The sequence below is a fragment of the Halalkalibacter akibai JCM 9157 genome (assembly GCF_000513135.1).
Lineage (GTDB): Bacteria > Bacillota > Bacilli > Bacillales > Bacillaceae_D > Halalkalibacter > Halalkalibacter akibai.
This window is the reverse complement of sequence record NZ_BAUV01000061.1, coordinates 1-18,218: the sequence shown is the minus strand read 5'-3', so window position 1 is coordinate 18,218 and position 18,218 is coordinate 1. Positions and strand designations below refer to the sequence as shown.

The window sequence follows — 18,218 nt, the reverse complement described above, 5'->3', positions numbered from 1 at the left end:
TCTTATGCTTGTCTCTCAACAGCAACTTTATTATCTTAACAAACAAATAACTTAACGTCAACAGTTTTTTTTAAAAGATAATGCCGTTCGTTTTGGCGACAAGGAATAATATATCACGAATTAAAATTTGATGCAACTATTTTTCGTAAAAAAAAGATACTAATTTAAAATCAGTATCTCAAGCGTTGACACTTCACAAATTAAAACTCTATCAAATGATAAATTGTTTCACCAATATTAACAAAACAACACCTGGTATCCCCAAGATCCCTGAAATAGCCGCTGTAGCTGGGTTTATTGGAATGTGAAAGTCTATAAAGCTACCAAAAGCATTAACAAAGAAAAGCATTAAAGCACCTATAACAAACTTGACTGCAATATTCCCTACAAGTCGAACCGGCTTCAAAGGAGCCCCAACAACTAATAAAATAAGAACTAGACCGACTAGAATCGAAATTAAAAGAACTGGATCCATATCATCACCTCATATGCTTGTCTTATTAAATAGAATATGCATTAAAAGCAAAAAAAGAACACACTACTTATCATAGTGTGTCCTTACTCGCACGACGCTCTCTTGCTTCACGCAATAAAAACGAATAAATGGCTTCTGTTACTTTTGCTCGATTTAAGACGTCATCAGAGGGATCAATACTGCGTTTAATTAATTGCTTTTCACTATCAACTTGCGATTTTTGTTTCTCAAGTTGTTCGAACAAACGTAAATTTTCAGCGTATCGTATTTTATGTTTTTTTCGGAATAACACAAAATCCCACCTTAGCCTTGTACTAAATAGAGTTTCCTATAAACTCGTTCACAAATCAATCTTAGAGTTTGTTTATAATTCTCTTCTTCCTTCAATTGCTCTAGAAAGCGTCACTTCATCTGCATACTCTAGATCGCCACCTACTGGTAAACCATGAGCAATTCGCGTTACTTTAATACCTGTAGGCTTAACCAATCTAGAGATATACATAGCTGTTGCTTCCCCTTCAATAGTAGGATTCGTCGCTATTATTACTTCTTGAATCGTATCATCTTGAAGTCGTTTCAGCAGGTCAGGGATTTTAATATCTTCTGGTCCGATCCCATCCATTGGAGAAATCGCCCCATGAAGAACATGATAATCACCATGATATTCTTTCATTTTTTCCATAGCGATAACGTCTTTTGCATCTTGCACAACACAAACAATTGATTTATCCCTATGTTGATCCTCACAGATTCGACAAGGATCAGTATCAGTAATATTATGACAAACAGAACAATACGTTAAATTTCTTTTTGCATTTACTAACGCCTTAGCAAAATCTAACACATCGTCTTCCTTCATATTAAGAACATAAAAAGCTAAGCGACTAGCTGTCTTCGGTCCAATACCTGGAAGTTTCATAAAACCTTCCATTAGTTTTGCTATCGGTTCAGGATATTGCAAAACAAACCCCTCCTAGAACATTCCAGGGATATTCATTCCTTTAGTGAACTTACCCATGTCTTTTTCAACTAGCTCATCCACTTGTTTTAATGCTTCATTCGTTGCAGCTAAAATTAAATCTTGCAACATTTCAACATCATCAGGGTCAACAACATCCTCAGAAATTTTAATATCAACAATACGTTTATCTCCACTTGCCACAACTGTTACCATTCCACCACCAGCTGTTACTTCAACGGTCTTTTCTTTTAACTCCTCTTGCGCTTTTAACATTTGCTTTTGCATTTTTTGCATTTGCTTCATCATATTACCCATGTTTTTCATTTAAAAACTCCTCCTTAATTAACCGTCAATGAATTCTATTAATTCTTCTCCAACCAGTTTAACTGCTTCGTCAACCAAATCGTCTTGCACTTCTTGTGCCGTTCCTTTTTGCTCGTTTACATACTCCTCTTTCACTTTCTCCCAGTGAGGTTGGAGCAATGTAATAAAGTTAGATTGACCATTTAATGTTTCTTGAAGAATACTTTCAAGCACTGTTCTAAACTTCGTATCCATCATATCACGATGCATTTCATTTTGAAACGCCAAAACAACTGTCGTTGATGAAGAGGCAACTGGTTTACTATCACTTAACCAGGCATGAGCTGGCACACTCTGATTTTTAAGTCGATCCATTACATCTCCCCATCTTGATGTAACAAGCTGTAATTGTTGTTTGTCAGCAACCTTAAGAGTTTCTTTCACAAGCCCTGTTGAAACTCTCCCCTGCGTAGGAATTTTTTTAGCTCTCCTTTGTTGAGGCTGACTTGAATCTGTTGCCTTCACATTAGTAGAAGTACCTGCTTGGATTTGCTGAATTTGTTTTTGTAAAGATAGGAACTTCTCATTCATTTGCTCTAGCTCAACGGAAGAGGTTTGTGATGAAGAAACAACCCGATCAGCCGGAACTTGTTGATTAACTAATTTCAACAAAGCTAATTCAAGAAAGATTTTCGGATGTGCCGACCATTTCATTTCTTGCTGGCTAGCATTTAAAGATTCTATAGTCTTGTATAACCAAACTGACTCAATATCTTCAACAATCCGAAGAAAATCCTCATCTACAGTAGCGCGTTCTAGTAAATCAACTGCCTGAGGAGCGTTCTTATAGAGTAGCATATCCCTAAAGTAGTAGATTAAATCTTCTATGAAACGTAAAGGTTCCTTCCCTTCTTGGATCAAGAGATTTAATCGTTCTAGTACATTTAGTGTATCTCCGTTTTTTATAGAGGATACAATTTCTGTTAACATTCTTTGAGAAACTGCACCTGTAACAGCCAATACATCCTCTAATGTTAACGACTCTTCAGAAAATGAAATTGCCTGATCCAACAAACTTAATGCATCACGCATTCCACCCTCTGCGGCTCTTGCGACCATCATTAGAGCTTCATCTTCAGCTACAACTTGGTCGTGATCCAAAATATGTCTCATTCGAGCTACAATAGCTTGGTTAGAAATTCGTTTAAAATCAAAGCGTTGGCACCTAGAAATGATAGTTAACGGGATTTTATGCGGCTCGGTTGTAGCCAGAATAAACAAAACGTGCCCAGGAGGTTCTTCTAATGTTTTTAACAGCGCATTAAAAGCACCTGTCGACAACATATGTACTTCATCAATGATATAAACCTTATAGCGCACTTCATTCGGCGCAAACTTAACTTTATCCCTGATATCACGAATTTCATCTACACCATTATTGGATGCAGCATCAATTTCCATCACATCGACTATAGCGCCAGAGGTAACCCCAAGACATGATGCACATTCGTTACAAGGTTCAGCAACTGGAGCTTTCTCGCAGTTTATGGCTTTCGCAATAATTTTAGCAGCACTTGTTTTACCCGTACCACGTGGCCCGGAAAAAAGATAAGCATGGGATAATTTATTTTGTATTAAAGCATTTTGTAACGTTTTCGTTATATGTTCTTGTCCAACAACATCCTTTAATTGCTGTGGCCTCCATACACGATAAAGCGCTTGATAACCCAAAATTAATTCCCCCTCTATTTTTCCGATATATTTATTATAACGAGTCATTGATTTTTTTCAAAAGATTGATTGTCACTATTATAACATAATAAAAAAAGCAACTACGCGAACGTAATTGCTTTTTATAAAAAATTAATACCGTGCACCCTCTGTTGATAATGCCACCACGGGCGTTACCTAAGCAGTTAGCTCGGCCCAGGCGACTCCACGGCACACGGAAGGGGCCACTTACTGCTGCTTCCTTCCGGACCTGACAGGGTTCATGGGTTTCCGTTGCGTGGAACCCAAGCGTCAACACCACTTACTTAGGTCAGACCCCGCGGTGACAAAACCTCGAGAGGGGATTCAGCCTCGCTACAGCGGATTGCGAGTACAGGGCACCGCTACCTCCCCACCTAGCACGGCAAATTTAATAACATAATTAGTTGCATCATTACTGACGCATTTCCTAGTATAGAGTGTTTGTCTTAAAAATGCAACTATAACAAACTGGAAAGAGATGGTTCAAAAATTTCTATTGCAACTAAATACCATCAAACCGGTCTATTCAATATCATTTAATTTTTCTTTTTTCTTCTTTAATCTTAACTTACGAAAAAAGTTAGTAAGCAAAGAACTACACCTTTCCTCAAGGCAACCAGATATAATATCAGTTTGATGATTAAAACGAGGTTCATTTAATAAGTTCATCAGTGTTCCGGCACATCCAGCCTTAGGATCCTTGGCGCCGTAAACTACTTTTTCAATTCTGGATAGAACAATAGCCCCAGCGCACATTGGACAAGGCTCAAGTGTCACATACAATGTACAATCTAAAAGTCTCCAACTGCCTAGCACTTCACAAGCTTCTTTTATAACTGAAAGTTCAGCATGAGCTAATGCTTGGTGATCAATTTCTCGTCGATTATGACCAGCAGCAATTATCTTATCATCTTTTACTATGATAGCTCCAATTGGAACTTCACCAAGTAATTCAGCTTTTTCAGCTTCTTTAATCGCAAACTCCATCCAATATTCATGATTCATCCTTTTCACTCCGTCTAGAAAAGTCGTATCTATTATAATAGAGATAGTAATTCTACTCCAAGGAAACAACCAAAATAAAGATACCTAATAAAAAAACACTATCATTGTTAGATAGTGTATCATTTGTATAATATGGCGGAGGAAGAGGGATTCGAACCCCCGCGCGGTTTAACCCGCCTGTCGGTTTTCAAGACCGATCCCTTCAGCCGGACTTGGGTATTCCTCCATGACTGACAAAATTTATTATAAACAACATTTAACATAAAGACAAGCCTTTTTTATTCAAAAAAACAACCTACTCAATAAAGAGTAGGTTGTTTAAGTAACTACTATTGAAGAGTTACATCTTGAAGCATTAACATACCTGTTGGGTGGTGCCATAAACCTTGAACAGAATCACTTACACCAAGTAAGTACTCATTGTAGTGAGAATAGATCATTGGAGCTTCTTCTACAAGAATTTCTTGTGCTTGACTGTAAAGCTCTGCACGTTGATCTTGATCTGGGTTTTGACGAGCTTCAACTAGAATCTCATCAAGTTCAGGCGTACTGAAGAATGTACGGTTTCCTGGCTCACCATAGTTATCAGAGTGGAACAATGCATACATACCATAATCAGCATCACCAGTAACTGTAGTCCAACCAAGAACAAACATATCATGCTCACCTTTAGCAGTTTGCTCTAAGTAAGCACCCCATTCAACAACTTCTACACTTACAGTAATACCAATTTTATCTAATTCAGCTTGAACAAACTCAGCAGTTTGGATACGAGCGTCATTATCATTTGTCCAGATTGTAGTTTCAAATCCATCTGCATAACCAGCTTCTGCAAGTAATTCTTTCGCAGCTTCTACATCATAGTCTAATGGATCTTGATTAGGATCAAAACCAAATACGTCTGGAGCTAAAGGACCTACAGCAGGAATACCAGCTCCATTTAAAATTGAGTCAATAATAACATTTTTGTCGATAGCCATAGAAATAGCTTGACGAACTAATTTATTATCAAACGGCTCTTTTTGTGTATTGAAAGCAATATAAGAAAGAGCAACAGATGGTTGACGATTAACAAACATACCGTCAGTTCCTTCTACTTGACTAATGTGTGCTGGGTCAAGTGGATCTGAGATATGAGCAGCACCTGTTGTAAGATCTGCAATACGAGTTTGACCTTCTGGAACAACACGGAAAGTTACAGAATCAAGCTTAGCAGGTTCGCCCCAGTACTCTTCATTCTTAACTAGTTTAATTTCAGTACCAGGATTCCAAGAATCAAACTTAAAGTAACCTGTACCAATTGGGTGTTCACTGATTTTAGAACCAGGATTTGCGCCTTCTTCCATTGCCGCATAGTCTTCAGCGATTAAATCAGCAGAAATCATTCCGCCACCATTATGCGCTAAGTGAGCAGGAAGTGGAGCAAAAGGATATTCAGTTGTAATACGAACTGTATACTCATCTACAACTTCAACATCTGTGATCATTGTGTATAAGAAAGAACGAGGTGATGCAACTTCTGGGTCTAAAACACGCTCTAAGTTTGCTTTAACAACCTCAGCGTTGAAATCAGAACCATCATGGAATTTTACGCCTTCACGAAGAACGAATTCCCAAGTAGTATCATCAATTGCTTCCCAGCTTGTAGCAAGACCAGGTTGAAGTTCCATGTTAGCATCTTGTTTAACAAGTGCTTCATAAATATTTTGTGCAACGTCACTTGAAGGTGTGTCATTTGAACCGTGTGGATCAATTGCAACAGCATCAGAAAGCTTCGCGATTACTAGATCGCCGCCACCTGTACCTTCAGCTACTTCAGTACCTTCTTCACCAGCTTCACTCTCTGCAGGAGCAGGAGTTGCATCTGGCTCACTTGCACATGCTGCAATAACTAAGCTTAGCATTAATGCAAGAACCATTAAGAAAAACGAATTTTTTGACATTTTCATCAAAAAATACCCCCTAAGTTATTAATCTATTTTTTAAACCATAAATAATATAACTTATTATAAAAAATAAAACAAGTCATATATAACAAAAAAACTTTGCTAGAAAACTTCCCATCCCGTAATTATCTGATTAGTTTTTATTATTAAATAAATGTGTAATCGGTTTATATCTATATAATAGAAAGTTATGATCTAAACTATAATTATATTCCAATAATAATATATTGATTGTAAATACCGCTGAGCATGTTATAATTACAATTTGTAAAATAATAATTTAAATCGTCGAATAATAGCTAGATTTTGGACGATGTAAATTATCTATATTTTAAAAATAAAACAAAAAGAAAGGATGTAAGTTATGAGCGAACAATCTATAAATAAAGAAGTAACATCGGGCTCTCCTCCTAATCCAACAGTTGAAAGATGGAAGAGTTTCTACAAAAAACTAAGAAAAAATAGAGCAGCAATGATTGGTGGCTTCCTTATTTTGTTCTTTATCTTAGTTGCAATCGTTGGTCCTTACCTTACTGCCTATGAGCCAAATGTGCAAAACCACGCTAATAAACTAGCTAGTCCATCGGCAGAACATTGGTTTGGAACGGATCACCATGGCCGTGATATTTTCACAAGAATTATCCATGGAATGTCTATTACTTTATATGTAGGATTCTTTTCGGTTATTATTGGTGCTACTGTTGGGATCATTCTTGGAATTGTCTCTGGTTATTATGGAGGAAAACTTGATTCTTTTATCATGCGAATTATGGATATTCTTCTTGCATTCCCTGGTATCTTGCTTGCATTAGCAATTGTCAGTGTACTTGGAGGAAGTTTAACAAATGTAATTATTGCAGTTGGTATTTTCTCTATTCCTGTTTTTGCTCGTATCGTTCGTGGTTCAACACTTGCTGTTAGAAAACTAGAATATATTGATGCAGTGAGAGCTTTAGGTGCGAGTGACGGTAGAATTATTTTTAAACATATCTTACCTAACGTAACATCACCTCTTATCGTACAAGCTACGTTAAGTATTGCAACTTCAATCTTAACAGCTAGTGGACTTTCATTCCTTGGAATGGGTGCTCAACCTCCGACACCTGAGTGGGGTGCGATGTTAAGTGGTGGACGTAACTATATGTGGGACGCACCACATGTTGCTTTCTTCCCTGGTATCGCGATTGTAGTTGTCGTGTTAGCGTTTAATATTTTCGGTGATGGTTTACGTGACGCATTAGATCCTAAAATGAAAAACTAGAAAGAGGTGCAGAAAATTGTTTACTTTTATCGTACGTCGTCTGATTCAGACGATTCCCGTATTAATTGGTGTAACCATTCTTACGTTTGGTTTAATGCACCTCATCCCTGGTGACCCAGCTCAAATAATGGCGGGGGAAAGTGCTTCTCCGGTTCAAATTGAACAAATGCGTGAGCGTTTAGGTTTAAATGAACCAGTCCCTGTTCAATATGCAAAGTATGTAACAAATGCCTTACAAGGTGATCTTGGTAACTCAATCCGTAGTGGTCGTTCTGTAACGTCTGAAATTTCAGGTCGTTTCTGGGTCACTGTAGAGTTAGCTATATATAGTACCATTTTAAGTGTATTTATAGGAATTATTGCTGGAATAGTGTCAGCAACCAAGCACTACACAGTTACTGATGTAGCGATAATGATCGTTGCTTTATTTGGACTTTCGATGCCTAACTTCTGGTTAGGGTTAATGTTAATACAATGGTTTGCAATAGGCTTTGATATTGGTCCATTTACAACCAATTGGTTTTCAGCTTCAGGTTGGGGATCTTGGCAACAAATTGTTCTCCCTGTTATTACACTCGGAACAGCTGGTGCAGCAATTATTGCTCGTATGACTCGTTCAAGCATGCTTGAAGTTATCGGCCAAGATTATATTCGTACGGCTCGCGCTAAGGGTGTAAAACAACGCGTAGTTATTTACCGTCATGCATTGAAAAATGCTTTAATTCCCGTTGTAACTGTAGTTGGTTTACAATTTGGTGGTCTTCTTGGTGGTGCCGTTTTAACAGAAACTGTATTTGCTATTAACGGTATGGGACGATTGATTATTGACGCTATTCGTGCCCGTGATTTCCCTATCGTACAAGGAACCATTCTTGTATTCGCCCTTATTTTCGTATTTGTAAACTTACTTGTTGATGTAGCTTATCGCTTCTTAAACAAACGTATTGATTTAAATTAATTGACGACTTATAGATATTAAACATTAGAAAGGTGTGAATCCTTGTGACAGAAACAATTCTTGAAGTCCGTGATCTTCGCACATCTTTTTTCACGGAAAATTTTGAAGTAAAAGCTGTCGATGGTGTTAACTTCTCCGTTCCAAAAGGGAAAACCCTAGGTGTAGTTGGTGAGTCTGGATCAGGTAAAAGTATTACTTCACTATCGATTTTAAGGCTTATTCAAAACCCAGGAAAAGTAGTTGGTGGCCAAGTTCTTTTTAAAGGACAAGATTTACTTGAAAAGTCAGAAGCAGAAATGAGAAAAATTCGCGGAAATGAAATCTCAATGATTTTCCAAGAACCTATGACTTCTTTAAATCCCGTTTATACAGTTGGCCAACAAATTGGTGAGTCGTATCAAATTCACCAAAAAATGAGTAAAAAGCAAGCAATTGAGCGTTCTATTGATATGCTTAAATTAGTTGGTATTCCATCGCCTGAAAAACGTGTACATCAATATCCACACGAATTATCAGGTGGAATGCGTCAACGTGTTATGATTGCAATGGCATTAGCCTGTAACCCTGAGCTTCTTATTGCTGATGAACCAACAACTGCGCTTGACGTGACCATTCAAGCTCAAATTTTAGAATTGATGAAAGATCTACAAGACCGTTTAGGTATGTCAATCATTATGATCACTCATGATCTTGGTGTCGTAGCTGAAACTTGTGATTATGTAGCTGTTATGTACTGTGGAAAAGTAGTGGAATATGCGACGGTAGATGAACTATTCCGTAATCCTAGACATCCATATACAGTTGGATTATTAAATTCATTGCCTCGTCATGATATAGATTTAGAAGATGAAGAACTTGCTGTTATTCAAGGTTCGGTTCCAAGCCCTACTGATATGCCTATAGGTTGTCGTTTTGCACCAAGATGTCCTTTCTCTACAGACCTTTGTGTAGAACGTTTACCTGAACTTGAAGAAGATGAAGATGGAAATCAAATTCGCTGTTGGATTTACTCTGAGGAGTGGACTGGCGATCCGGAGGTGAACGTTTATGAAAAAAGAACTACTGAAAGTTAATGACTTAAAACAGTATTTCCCTATCAAAGGCGGTCTATTGGGTCGTACTGTAAACCACGTTAAAGCCGTTGATGGAGTTTCTTTTACTGTTAATGAAGGAGAAACCGTAAGTATTGTAGGAGAGTCAGGCTGTGGTAAGTCTACTACAGGTAGAGCGATTCTTCGTTTAGATGAACCTACATCAGGTGAGGTAGAATTTGACGGTGAAGATCTTCTTTCACTAAGCAAATCTCAAATGCGTAAAAAGAGAAAAGATTTACAAATCATTTTCCAAGATCCTTATGCATCCATTAACCCTCGTCAAACTGTACGTCAGGTTTTAGAAGAAGCAATGGAAATTCAAAATGTTGTGCCTCGTGCACAGCGTGATCAAAAAATTCGTGATTTAATGGAGACAGTAGGTCTTGGCGCACACCAAGCTGACCGTTTTCCACATGAGTTTAGTGGTGGACAACGCCAACGTATTGGTATTGCTCGTGCGCTATCAGTGGATCCTAAATTAATTATTTGTGACGAAGCTGTTTCAGCTTTAGACGTTTCAATTCAAGCTCAGGTGATTAACCTTTTAAAGAGACTTCAAAAGGAATTTCAATTAACGTATCTCTTTATTTCACATGACTTAGGTGTTGTTAGACATATTTCTGACCGGGTTATCGTAATGTATCTTGGTCGCATTGTAGAGATTGGTGATAAAACATCGGTATTCGACAATCCACAACATCCTTACACGAAAGCTTTATTATCAGCTATTCCTGTACCAGATCCTTCTAAAAAGAAAGATCGTATAATCCTAAAGGGAGATGTACCATCTCCAATTAATCCACCTGAAGGGTGCCGTTTCCATACTCGTTGTCCATTTGCGACAGACCTATGTAAAACTGATACACCTGAGTTAAAGGCAGAGAACTATATGAAAGAAGGTCATATGGCTGCTTGTCACTATATGGATGAGATTGAATCAGGAAAGCTTAAACCTAAATACTAAAAAATAGAACCTACTGCATGAATGTGCAGTAGGTTTTTTTACATTAGTTATTTGTTAGTTTATCGACGTTTCTCATATAAGGACGGAGCACTTTAGGTACGACTACTGTGCCATCTTCTTCTTGGTAATTTTCAAGAATTGCTGCGACTGTACGGCCAACTGCAAGACCTGACCCATTTAATGTATGAACAAATTCTGGCTTAGCTTTTGGCTCTGGACGATATTTAATATTAGCACGACGCGCTTGAAAATCTTCGAAATTACTACAAGAAGAAATCTCTCGATATGCGTTATTACTTGGAATCCAGACTTCAAGATCATACTTCTTAGCTGCTGTAAATCCTAAATCAGCTGTACACATGCTTAGTACGCGATAAGGTAATTCTAATAGCTGAAGAACTTTTTCAGCATGACCTGTAAGTAGTTCTAACGTCTCATAAGACTCTTCTGGTTTAACAAAACGAACGAGCTCAACTTTATTAAACTGGTGTTGACGAATAAGGCCTCTTGTATCTCTTCCTGCTGAACCTGCTTCTGAACGGAAGTTAGCGCTATAAGCTGTATAAGCAATTGGTAATTGTTCTGCCGATAAGATCTCATCTCTATGTAAGTTTGTCACTGGAACTTCAGCAGTTGGAATTAAAAAGTATTCTTGATTCTCTACTTTAAATGCGTCCTCTTCAAACTTTGGTAATTGTCCTGTCCCCGTCATACTTGCACGGTTTACCATATAAGGGGGTAACACTTCCTCATAGCCATGCTCATCTTGATGTAAATCCATCATAAAGTTAATTAATGCACGTTCTAAGCGTGCTCCTAGTCCTTTATAAACGACAAATCGACTTCCTGTTACTTTAGAGGCTCTCTCAAAGTCAAGTAGGCCTAAATCTGTACCCAAGTCCCAATGTGCCTTTGGTTCAAAATTAAATTCTCGAACTACTCCCCACGTACGAACTTCTACATTATCATCTTCCGTGTCTCCAATCGGAACACTTTCATGCGGGACATTAGGGATCGTAAGTAAAATCCCTTCCAATTCGTCCTCGGTAGCACGAAGCTGATCATCAAGTATCTTTATTCTATCAGAAACTTCTTTTGTTTCTTTAATAAGGTGATCAGCGTCCTTCTTATCACGTTTTAGTTGTGCCACTTCTTGTGAAACTTGATTACGCCTGCTTTTTAATTCTTCTACTTCAACAATAATGGTTCGACGCTTTTCATCTAGGTCTTCAAAGCGATCTAGACCAGAAATATCTTCTCCTCTAGTAGCCAGTCTTGTTTTTATGTCATTTAAATCTTTTCGTAAGCGTTTAATATCTAACATCATTACCCTCCTCAATTTTACCTCATTCATATATTACCAAAAATATTAATATAAAAAAAAGCCCCCATCCTTCTTAAATAAGAAGGGACGAGAGCACCCGCGTTGCCACCCTTGTTGCATGTTGAATCAACATACCACTTTAGCAAATAACGATTGCTAGTCGAGAGAATTTCACATATAACGTTCATTCTCTGCTCAAAGGTGGATTCCAGACAATCTCAGACCGATTCACACCTACCACCGGCTCTCTGAACAGAGAATTGAATGTACTAATCCTTATCAACGCTTTAACCTATATTTATTTAGCTGATTTAGCTTCTTCAATAATTGAAACAAAATATTGATGAAAACGGTGATCATCTGTTAGCTCTGGATGGAAAGAGCATGCTAGGAAATTACCTTGTCTAGCTGCAACGATTTCATCCTTATACTTAGAAAGAACCTCTACGTTTTCACCAACTTCTAATATTAAAGGTGCACGAATAAACACAGCTCGGACATCTTCACCTACTCCTGTAACATGAAGATCGGTCTCAAAACTCTCACGTTGGCGACCAAAAGCATTTCGCTGTACTTTCATATTAATAACAGCTAAGTGACCTGAATCTTGCCCAACAATCGTATCAGCCATTAAAATAAGACCTGCACATGTTCCAAACATCGGCTTTCCGTCAGCAGCAAATTGTTTTAATGGTTCAAAAAAACCATAAAGGTCAATTAAACGACGCATCGTCGTACTTTCTCCACCCGGAAAAACTAGACCATCTAAATCAGCCAATTGCTCGACTTTTTTAACAATAACAACTTCTGTATTGGGCGCTTCAAGACACTTAACATGCTCTCTTACCGCTCCTTGTAATGCTAGAACTCCGACTTTAACCATAACTACTTCTTACCAACCACGCTCTTGCATACGCTCAGTAGGGTTTAGAGTTGAAATTTCAATGCCTTTCATAGCTGTTCCTAAACCTTTTGATAACTCAGCGATTAATGCATAGTCTTGATAGTGTGTAGTCGCTTCTACGATAGCACGAGCGAATTTTTCAGGGTTGTCCGACTTGAAGATACCAGACCCTACAAAAACACCGTCAGCGCCCAGCTGCATCATTAGAGCAGCATCTGCAGGTGTTGCAACGCCACCTGCTGCAAAGTTTACTACAGGTAACTTCCCTGTTTCTTTAATTTGAAGTAAAAGTTCAAATGACGCTCCAAGATTTTTAGCTTCTGTCATTAGCTCATCTGTAGACATTTGTTTCACTTTGTTAATTTGTCCTTGGATCATACGCATATGACGAACAGCTTCAACGATGTTACCAGTTCCCGGTTCTCCTTTTGTACGGATCATAGAAGCCCCTTCTCCGATACGACGAGAAACTTCACCTAAATCACGCGCTCCACAAACAAATGGTACTGTGAAATCACGCTTATAAAGATGGAATACTTCATCTGCTGGTGTTAAAACTTCACTTTCATCAATATAATCAACGCCCATTGCTTCAAGAACACGTGCTTCTACAATATGTCCAATACGAGCTTTAGCCATAACTGGAATAGATACTGCATTTAATACTTCTTCTACAATTGTAGGGTCTGCCATACGTGATACCCCACCTGCTGCACGAATATCTGCAGGTACACGCTCAAGTGCCATTACAGCAACTGCTCCTGCTTGCTCAGCAATTTTAGCTTGTTCAGCATTGATGACGTCCATAATTACGCCACCTTTTTGCATTTCTGCCATACCTCTTTTAACTCTGTCTGTTCCTGTTTGACTCATTTCTAATTTCCTCCTATACATGCTTCTAGCGTTTGCTCATCCTTCAATAGTATACCTTAAAATTGGTATTTTCGCATAAATTTTCAGTTAATATTTCTATTATGTACAAAAAGGTAGAGATTTACCTTTTTATATTTTTATCCTAGCACGAAACGGACACTAATCACATTAGCATCCGCTTCTTTTTACTTATTATTAGAACCAACCCTTTACGGTATCGGCTACCCCATTCCAAATGCCTGAGAAAAATCCACCAATAGCACGCATCGTCATCGAGAACCAACCTGCTTTTTCTACGGCAGTATCAGTAACAACAGACACTTGTGCACGTTGCCAAGGATATAAAAACTCTTCTTGTTGCTCTCCGCCATAAACTAGCACTAAAGAGCCTACCTCTGTTCCTGCTTCAAATGGAGCTTCTAATTCCCCATTTTCATTTAGAACATTCTCATCTAAAATCAGTTCACTCGTGTAAAGCTCTTCATCCCCATTTTTTACAACAGTTGATAACGAATCTACACTAGAGATAGCCACTTCTCTTTCTTTACCTGAAGCTACTGCTATTGATTCAGAACCTTCAGGTGCAAAACCAGCATTCACAAGCTCTAAGTGACTAAAATGATTAAACCCATAATCTAAAAGTTTTCTTGTTTCATTAAAGCGATCATCACGAGTTCCCGTACGCATAACAACCGATATTAAACGCATGCCATTTCTGACAGCTGTTCCTGTAAAGGCATTTCCTGCCGCTGATGTGTAACCTGTCTTTAACCCATCAATGCCGTCATAATCATGTTGTGGTTCAAGTCCTGGTAACATCCAGTTCCAATTTCGCATCTCAATTGTTTCCGATTCACTCGCCCTAAATGGTAATGTCGGAATACTTGCCGTTTCTAATACTTCTGGATAATCATTGATAAGATGGAAAGCAAGTTTAGCTGTCGCACGAGCTGACATCATATTTTCTGCTGTTTCTCCAGTTCCATCTGGATGATTCCCCTGTAAATCTGAATTATTTAAACCTGTTGAGTTAACAAATTCATAATCCTCTAATCCTAATTCAGCTGCTTTATCATTCATCATCTTAACAAAAGCTGTTTCCGAGCCTGAAATTAATTCGGCAAGAGCAATAGTTGATGCATTAGCTGAATAAATTGCCACTGATTGATAAAGTTCCTTAACTGTATAGGTTTCATCTTGCCTTAACGGTACATTTGATAAAGACGTATACAAAGAAAGGTTTCTCACAAAATCACTTATAGGAACTTGTTGCTCCCACTGAATTTTCCCATCATTGATTGCTTCTAGAATCAAATACTCACTCATCATCTTCGTCATACTAGCAGTAGGTAAAATCGCATCAATATTTTTTGAATAAATAATTTTCCCTGTTTTTCCATCTACTAGAATGGCAGATTCAGCCGCTAAATCAAAAGCTGCATCTACCTTAATCGGTTGTATGACAAATGACGCAACAACCACCATCGTAAGCATGATTGAAAGCCACTTTTTAACAGACTGTTTCACTCTTACACCTCCACACCAATTCACATAGAGGTTATTTTATCATAACTATCATGAAAAAAATAGATAGAGAAGTCTCTATCTATTTTCCAATTTGAAAATATTTTTTTATATTATAGCGAATAATTAGGTGCTTCTTTCGTAATTTGAACGTCATGTGGATGACTTTCTTTTAAACCAGCACCTGTAATACGAATAAATTGACCGTTTTCTCTTAAATCACTTAGAGTAGGCGTTCCGCAATACCCCATTCCTGCCCGAATCCCACCAACTAATTGATGAATAGTGTCATGCAATGGTCCTTTATAAGGAATTCTTCCCTCAATTCCTTCTGGAACTAATTTCTGAGCATTTTCTTGGAAATAACGATCTTTACTTCCTTTTTCCATGGCACCTAATGAACCCATGCCTCTGTATACTTTAAATTGACGGCCTTGATAAATCTCTCTGTCTCCAGGACTTTCTGATACTCCTGCAAGAAGGCTTCCTAACATTACAGCATGTCCTCCTGCTGCAAGTGCTTTAACGATATCACCAGAATACTTAATTCCACCATCAGCGATAATTGGAACGCCATGTTTCTCAGCTTCAAGGGCACAATCAAAGACAGCAGTAACCTGTGGTACACCAATACCAGCTACAATCCGAGTTGTACAAATAGAACCTGGACCAATTCCTACTTTTACAACACTAGCTCCTGCTTCAATTAAATCGCGTGTAGCATGTGCTGTAGCCACATTACCAGCGATAATTGTCAAATCAGGGTAATCAGCTCTTACTTGACGAACTTTGTCTAGGACCCCTTTAGAATGTCCGTGAGCAGTATCAATTACGATACAGTCTACCCCAGCTTCAACTAATGCTTTAATACGAAGATCTGCATCTGCTGAAACACCTATTGCTGCTCCAACTAATAATCTTCCTTGTGAATCTTTTGCTGAATTAGGGAACTCGATTACTTTTTCAATATCTTTTATTGTAATTAAACCCTTTAATGTTCCTTCATCATCAACTAAAGGTAGCTTTTCAATTTTGTATTTTTGGAGAATTTTTTCGGCATCATTAAGCGTTGTCCCAACTGGAGCCGTAACTAAATTTTCTTTTGTCATCACTTCATCAATTTGGATCGAATAGTCTTCAATAAAACGTAAGTCACGGTTTGTGATAATACCAACAAGCTTTTGGTTCTCATCCACAATTGGAACACCTGAAATACGATATTTACCCATTAAATGTTCAGCATCATAAACTTGACGATCTTTTGTTAAATAGAATGGGTTCGTAATAACTCCACTTTCAGAACGTTTAACAATTTCCACCTGTTCTGCTTGAAGCTCAATCGACATGTTTTTATGGATGATCCCGAGTCCACCTTCTCTAGCAATAGCAATTGCCATTTTAGCTTCTGTAACGGTATCCATCCCGGCACTAATGATTGGGATATTTAATTGCACATTTTCACTTAACTTGGTCTTAACAGATACTTCTCTAGGTAGGATTTCTGACTTACCTGGTATAAGAAGAACATCATCAAAAGTAAGCCCTTCTTTTTGAAATTTGTTTTCCTGCATTTAATCTGCCTCCCCAATCTTCTTTATTGTTCTCAAAATATTATTAGTAGCTTATCAATTGGGCAAACTACTGTCAAGAATAGAAATAATGTGTGATTTTTTAGAATTTACTGATAAGGAGGTTGTTATGAGCCCTACACAACACGATTTATTTATCCCCTTTTATTCAGAAACTTACTCTAGTCGTTTTTTGAGGGAACAATATGAGAAAATTAATCTTACTCAAGCAAAAACAAAAAGCTATCATGTTTGCTCATCATTTATGTACCACTTACAGCACGGTCAACTATATTTCAAGCAAGCATCCATAGCTCCAATTGAAATAAAGCCAATCTTATTATTTTATGGGTATGTTCAACTAATAAAGGCTTGTGTATTAACACTAGACCCAAATTACCCAGAAAATTCGCAAGTATTAGCCCATGGTGTAACGACTCGTAAGCGAAAAAAAACGTCTTACAGATTTTTAGATGACGAGGTAAAAGTTCAAAAAAATGGACTCTTCTCTTTATTTTTAGAAAAAATGTTTCACGTAAAACATTTAGAAGGTGAAAAGTACTATATGCAGACATTGCTTACACATATCGCTGACATGCATAGTTTATTTCATACTTTACAAAGGAAGGATCTTTCTTTTAAAGGCATAGCTAAGTTAAATGAGCGACATGTAGAATTTTCATCTCAAGTTTTAGATTTATATCATATGACTCCAAATCGTTTTGAACAATATATTGAGTCTTTCAATGATCAATATAAAGGGATTCGTGTTACTGAAAAGAAAACAAGTATCATTCTTTCAATACCAAATTGGCCTAACTCTTTCAACTCTTCTCCCTTATTATTCGATGAGCAGAATAAGGTTTATTTCTTAAAAGATCGAAATGCTAATAGTCAATATTCATTACCTGAATTTGCCACTCATTTTTTACTTTTATATAATTTAAGTATGATTTGTAGATATGAGGCAGAATGGTGGGGGGATCTTATCCATACTTTTGACGGTGTTGATTTTCCTTTTATATTTCATTACTTAGAGGTTGCTCAATATAAACTACCTCAAATGGTCTTTAACTATTTGCAGCATTTAGATACTTAATGCTAATAGTGGTATGATTGGCGGAATTGAATTTATTTAAAAATGTATTAATTACGTACCAGACTACTATAAGATTGAACGTTATGTTTTGCTATGCGTCTTTCGAGCAAAACGAGTTTGTTAACAAAGAACCTCTTTCAATTGGCAAACTTATTCCTTGAAACAGAGCTAAATATTCTCTTATGTATAGAAAAAGCACAACCAAAT

Annotated in this window: 17 protein-coding genes, 1 tRNA gene, 1 other RNA gene and 1 other annotated feature; of the genes, 5 read left to right on the top strand and 14 right to left on the bottom strand. The window is 37.5% G+C overall.

Features of this window, described 5'->3' with window-relative positions:
* Positions 1-211 precede the first annotated feature (211 nt).
* The 9 genes from JCM9157_RS20565 to JCM9157_RS20530 form a co-directional block, all read right to left on the bottom strand.
* Positions 212-475: a pro-sigmaK processing inhibitor BofA family protein gene (locus tag JCM9157_RS20565; protein ID WP_035667806.1), complete on the bottom strand. Its 264-nt coding sequence runs from the start codon at positions 473-475 to the stop codon at positions 212-214.
* Positions 476-545: 70 nt separating this feature from the next.
* A complete protein-coding gene (locus tag JCM9157_RS20560) occupies positions 546-767 on the bottom strand; it encodes a YaaL family protein (RefSeq protein ID WP_035667804.1) in 222 nt (73 codons plus the stop codon).
* 72 nt (positions 768-839) lie between these two features.
* Positions 840-1,436 carry a recombination mediator RecR gene (gene recR, locus JCM9157_RS20555; protein WP_035667802.1) on the bottom strand — a complete coding sequence of 199 codons (597 nt, stop codon included), beginning with the start codon at positions 1,434-1,436 and terminating at the stop codon, positions 840-842.
* Positions 1,437-1,448: 12 nt separating this feature from the next.
* Positions 1,449-1,760 (bottom strand): YbaB/EbfC family nucleoid-associated protein, encoded by a 312-nt coding sequence (locus tag JCM9157_RS20550; protein WP_035667800.1) that lies wholly within the window; start codon positions 1,758-1,760, stop codon positions 1,449-1,451.
* 18 nt (positions 1,761-1,778) lie between these two features.
* Positions 1,779-3,470, bottom strand: a complete 1,692-nt coding sequence (gene dnaX / locus JCM9157_RS20545; protein ID WP_035667798.1) for a DNA polymerase III subunit gamma/tau — start codon at positions 3,468-3,470, stop codon at positions 1,779-1,781.
* Between the two features lie 138 nt (positions 3,471-3,608).
* Positions 3,609-3,874: signal recognition particle sRNA large type (ffs, locus tag JCM9157_RS24230), an RNA gene on the bottom strand.
* A gap of 139 nt (positions 3,875-4,013) precedes the next feature.
* Positions 4,014-4,505 (bottom strand): tRNA adenosine(34) deaminase TadA, encoded by a 492-nt coding sequence (gene tadA, locus JCM9157_RS20540; RefSeq protein ID WP_148296930.1) that lies wholly within the window; start codon positions 4,503-4,505, stop codon positions 4,014-4,016.
* A gap of 124 nt (positions 4,506-4,629) precedes the next feature.
* Positions 4,630-4,722, bottom strand: a tRNA-Ser gene (locus tag JCM9157_RS20535).
* A 103-nt stretch (positions 4,723-4,825) separates the two neighbouring features.
* Positions 4,826-6,445, bottom strand: a complete 1,620-nt coding sequence (locus JCM9157_RS20530; protein ID WP_035667793.1) for a glutathione ABC transporter substrate-binding protein — start codon at positions 6,443-6,445, stop codon at positions 4,826-4,828.
* 361 nt (positions 6,446-6,806) lie between these two features.
* Between JCM9157_RS20530 and JCM9157_RS20525 the strand changes: the two genes are divergently transcribed.
* From JCM9157_RS20525 to JCM9157_RS20510, 4 genes are read left to right on the top strand one after another with little or no spacing between them, the layout of a single operon-like run.
* Positions 6,807-7,703 carry an ABC transporter permease gene (locus tag JCM9157_RS20525; RefSeq protein WP_035667791.1) on the top strand — a complete coding sequence of 299 codons (897 nt, stop codon included), beginning with the start codon at positions 6,807-6,809 and terminating at the stop codon, positions 7,701-7,703.
* Positions 7,704-7,719: 16 nt separating this feature from the next.
* Positions 7,720-8,661 carry an ABC transporter permease gene (locus JCM9157_RS20520; RefSeq protein WP_035667789.1) on the top strand — a complete coding sequence of 314 codons (942 nt, stop codon included), beginning with the start codon at positions 7,720-7,722 and terminating at the stop codon, positions 8,659-8,661.
* A 38-nt stretch (positions 8,662-8,699) separates the two neighbouring features.
* A complete protein-coding gene (locus JCM9157_RS20515; protein WP_081734270.1) occupies positions 8,700-9,734 on the top strand; it encodes an ABC transporter ATP-binding protein in 1,035 nt (344 codons plus the stop codon).
* Entirely contained in the window at positions 9,709-10,719 is a 1,011-nt protein-coding gene (locus tag JCM9157_RS20510; protein WP_035667784.1) for an ABC transporter ATP-binding protein, read from the top strand. Before JCM9157_RS20515 ends, JCM9157_RS20510 begins: the two co-directional genes overlap by 26 nt.
* A 43-nt stretch (positions 10,720-10,762) precedes the next feature.
* Here the strand turns inward: JCM9157_RS20510 and serS are convergent, their stop codons facing one another.
* The 5 genes from serS to guaB all read right to left on the bottom strand — a co-directional run bounded on the left by serS (position 10,763) and on the right by guaB (position 16,915).
* Entirely contained in the window at positions 10,763-12,043 is a 1,281-nt protein-coding gene (serS, locus tag JCM9157_RS20505; protein ID WP_035667782.1) for a serine--tRNA ligase, read from the bottom strand.
* A gap of 80 nt (positions 12,044-12,123) precedes the next feature.
* Positions 12,124-12,335: a binding site (T-box leader), on the bottom strand.
* Between the two features lie 6 nt (positions 12,336-12,341).
* Positions 12,342-12,926 (bottom strand): pyridoxal 5'-phosphate synthase glutaminase subunit PdxT, encoded by a 585-nt coding sequence (pdxT, locus tag JCM9157_RS20500; RefSeq protein ID WP_035667780.1) that lies wholly within the window; start codon positions 12,924-12,926, stop codon positions 12,342-12,344.
* Between the two features lie 9 nt (positions 12,927-12,935).
* Positions 12,936-13,820 (bottom strand): pyridoxal 5'-phosphate synthase lyase subunit PdxS, encoded by an 885-nt coding sequence (gene pdxS / locus JCM9157_RS20495; RefSeq protein ID WP_035667778.1) that lies wholly within the window; start codon positions 13,818-13,820, stop codon positions 12,936-12,938.
* A gap of 195 nt (positions 13,821-14,015) precedes the next feature.
* A complete protein-coding gene (locus tag JCM9157_RS20490) occupies positions 14,016-15,347 on the bottom strand; it encodes a D-alanyl-D-alanine carboxypeptidase family protein (RefSeq protein ID WP_148296929.1) in 1,332 nt (443 codons plus the stop codon).
* A gap of 110 nt (positions 15,348-15,457) precedes the next feature.
* Complete coding sequence (guaB, locus tag JCM9157_RS20485; RefSeq protein WP_035667775.1) at positions 15,458-16,915, bottom strand: IMP dehydrogenase; 1,458 nt, start codon at positions 16,913-16,915, stop codon at positions 15,458-15,460.
* Positions 16,916-17,042: 127 nt separating this feature from the next.
* On the opposite strand from guaB, the gene JCM9157_RS20480 reads away from it, so the two are divergent.
* Positions 17,043-18,011 carry a YaaC family protein gene (locus tag JCM9157_RS20480; protein WP_052013289.1) on the top strand — a complete coding sequence of 323 codons (969 nt, stop codon included), beginning with the start codon at positions 17,043-17,045 and terminating at the stop codon, positions 18,009-18,011.
* The last annotated feature ends 207 nt before the right edge of the window (positions 18,012-18,218 follow it).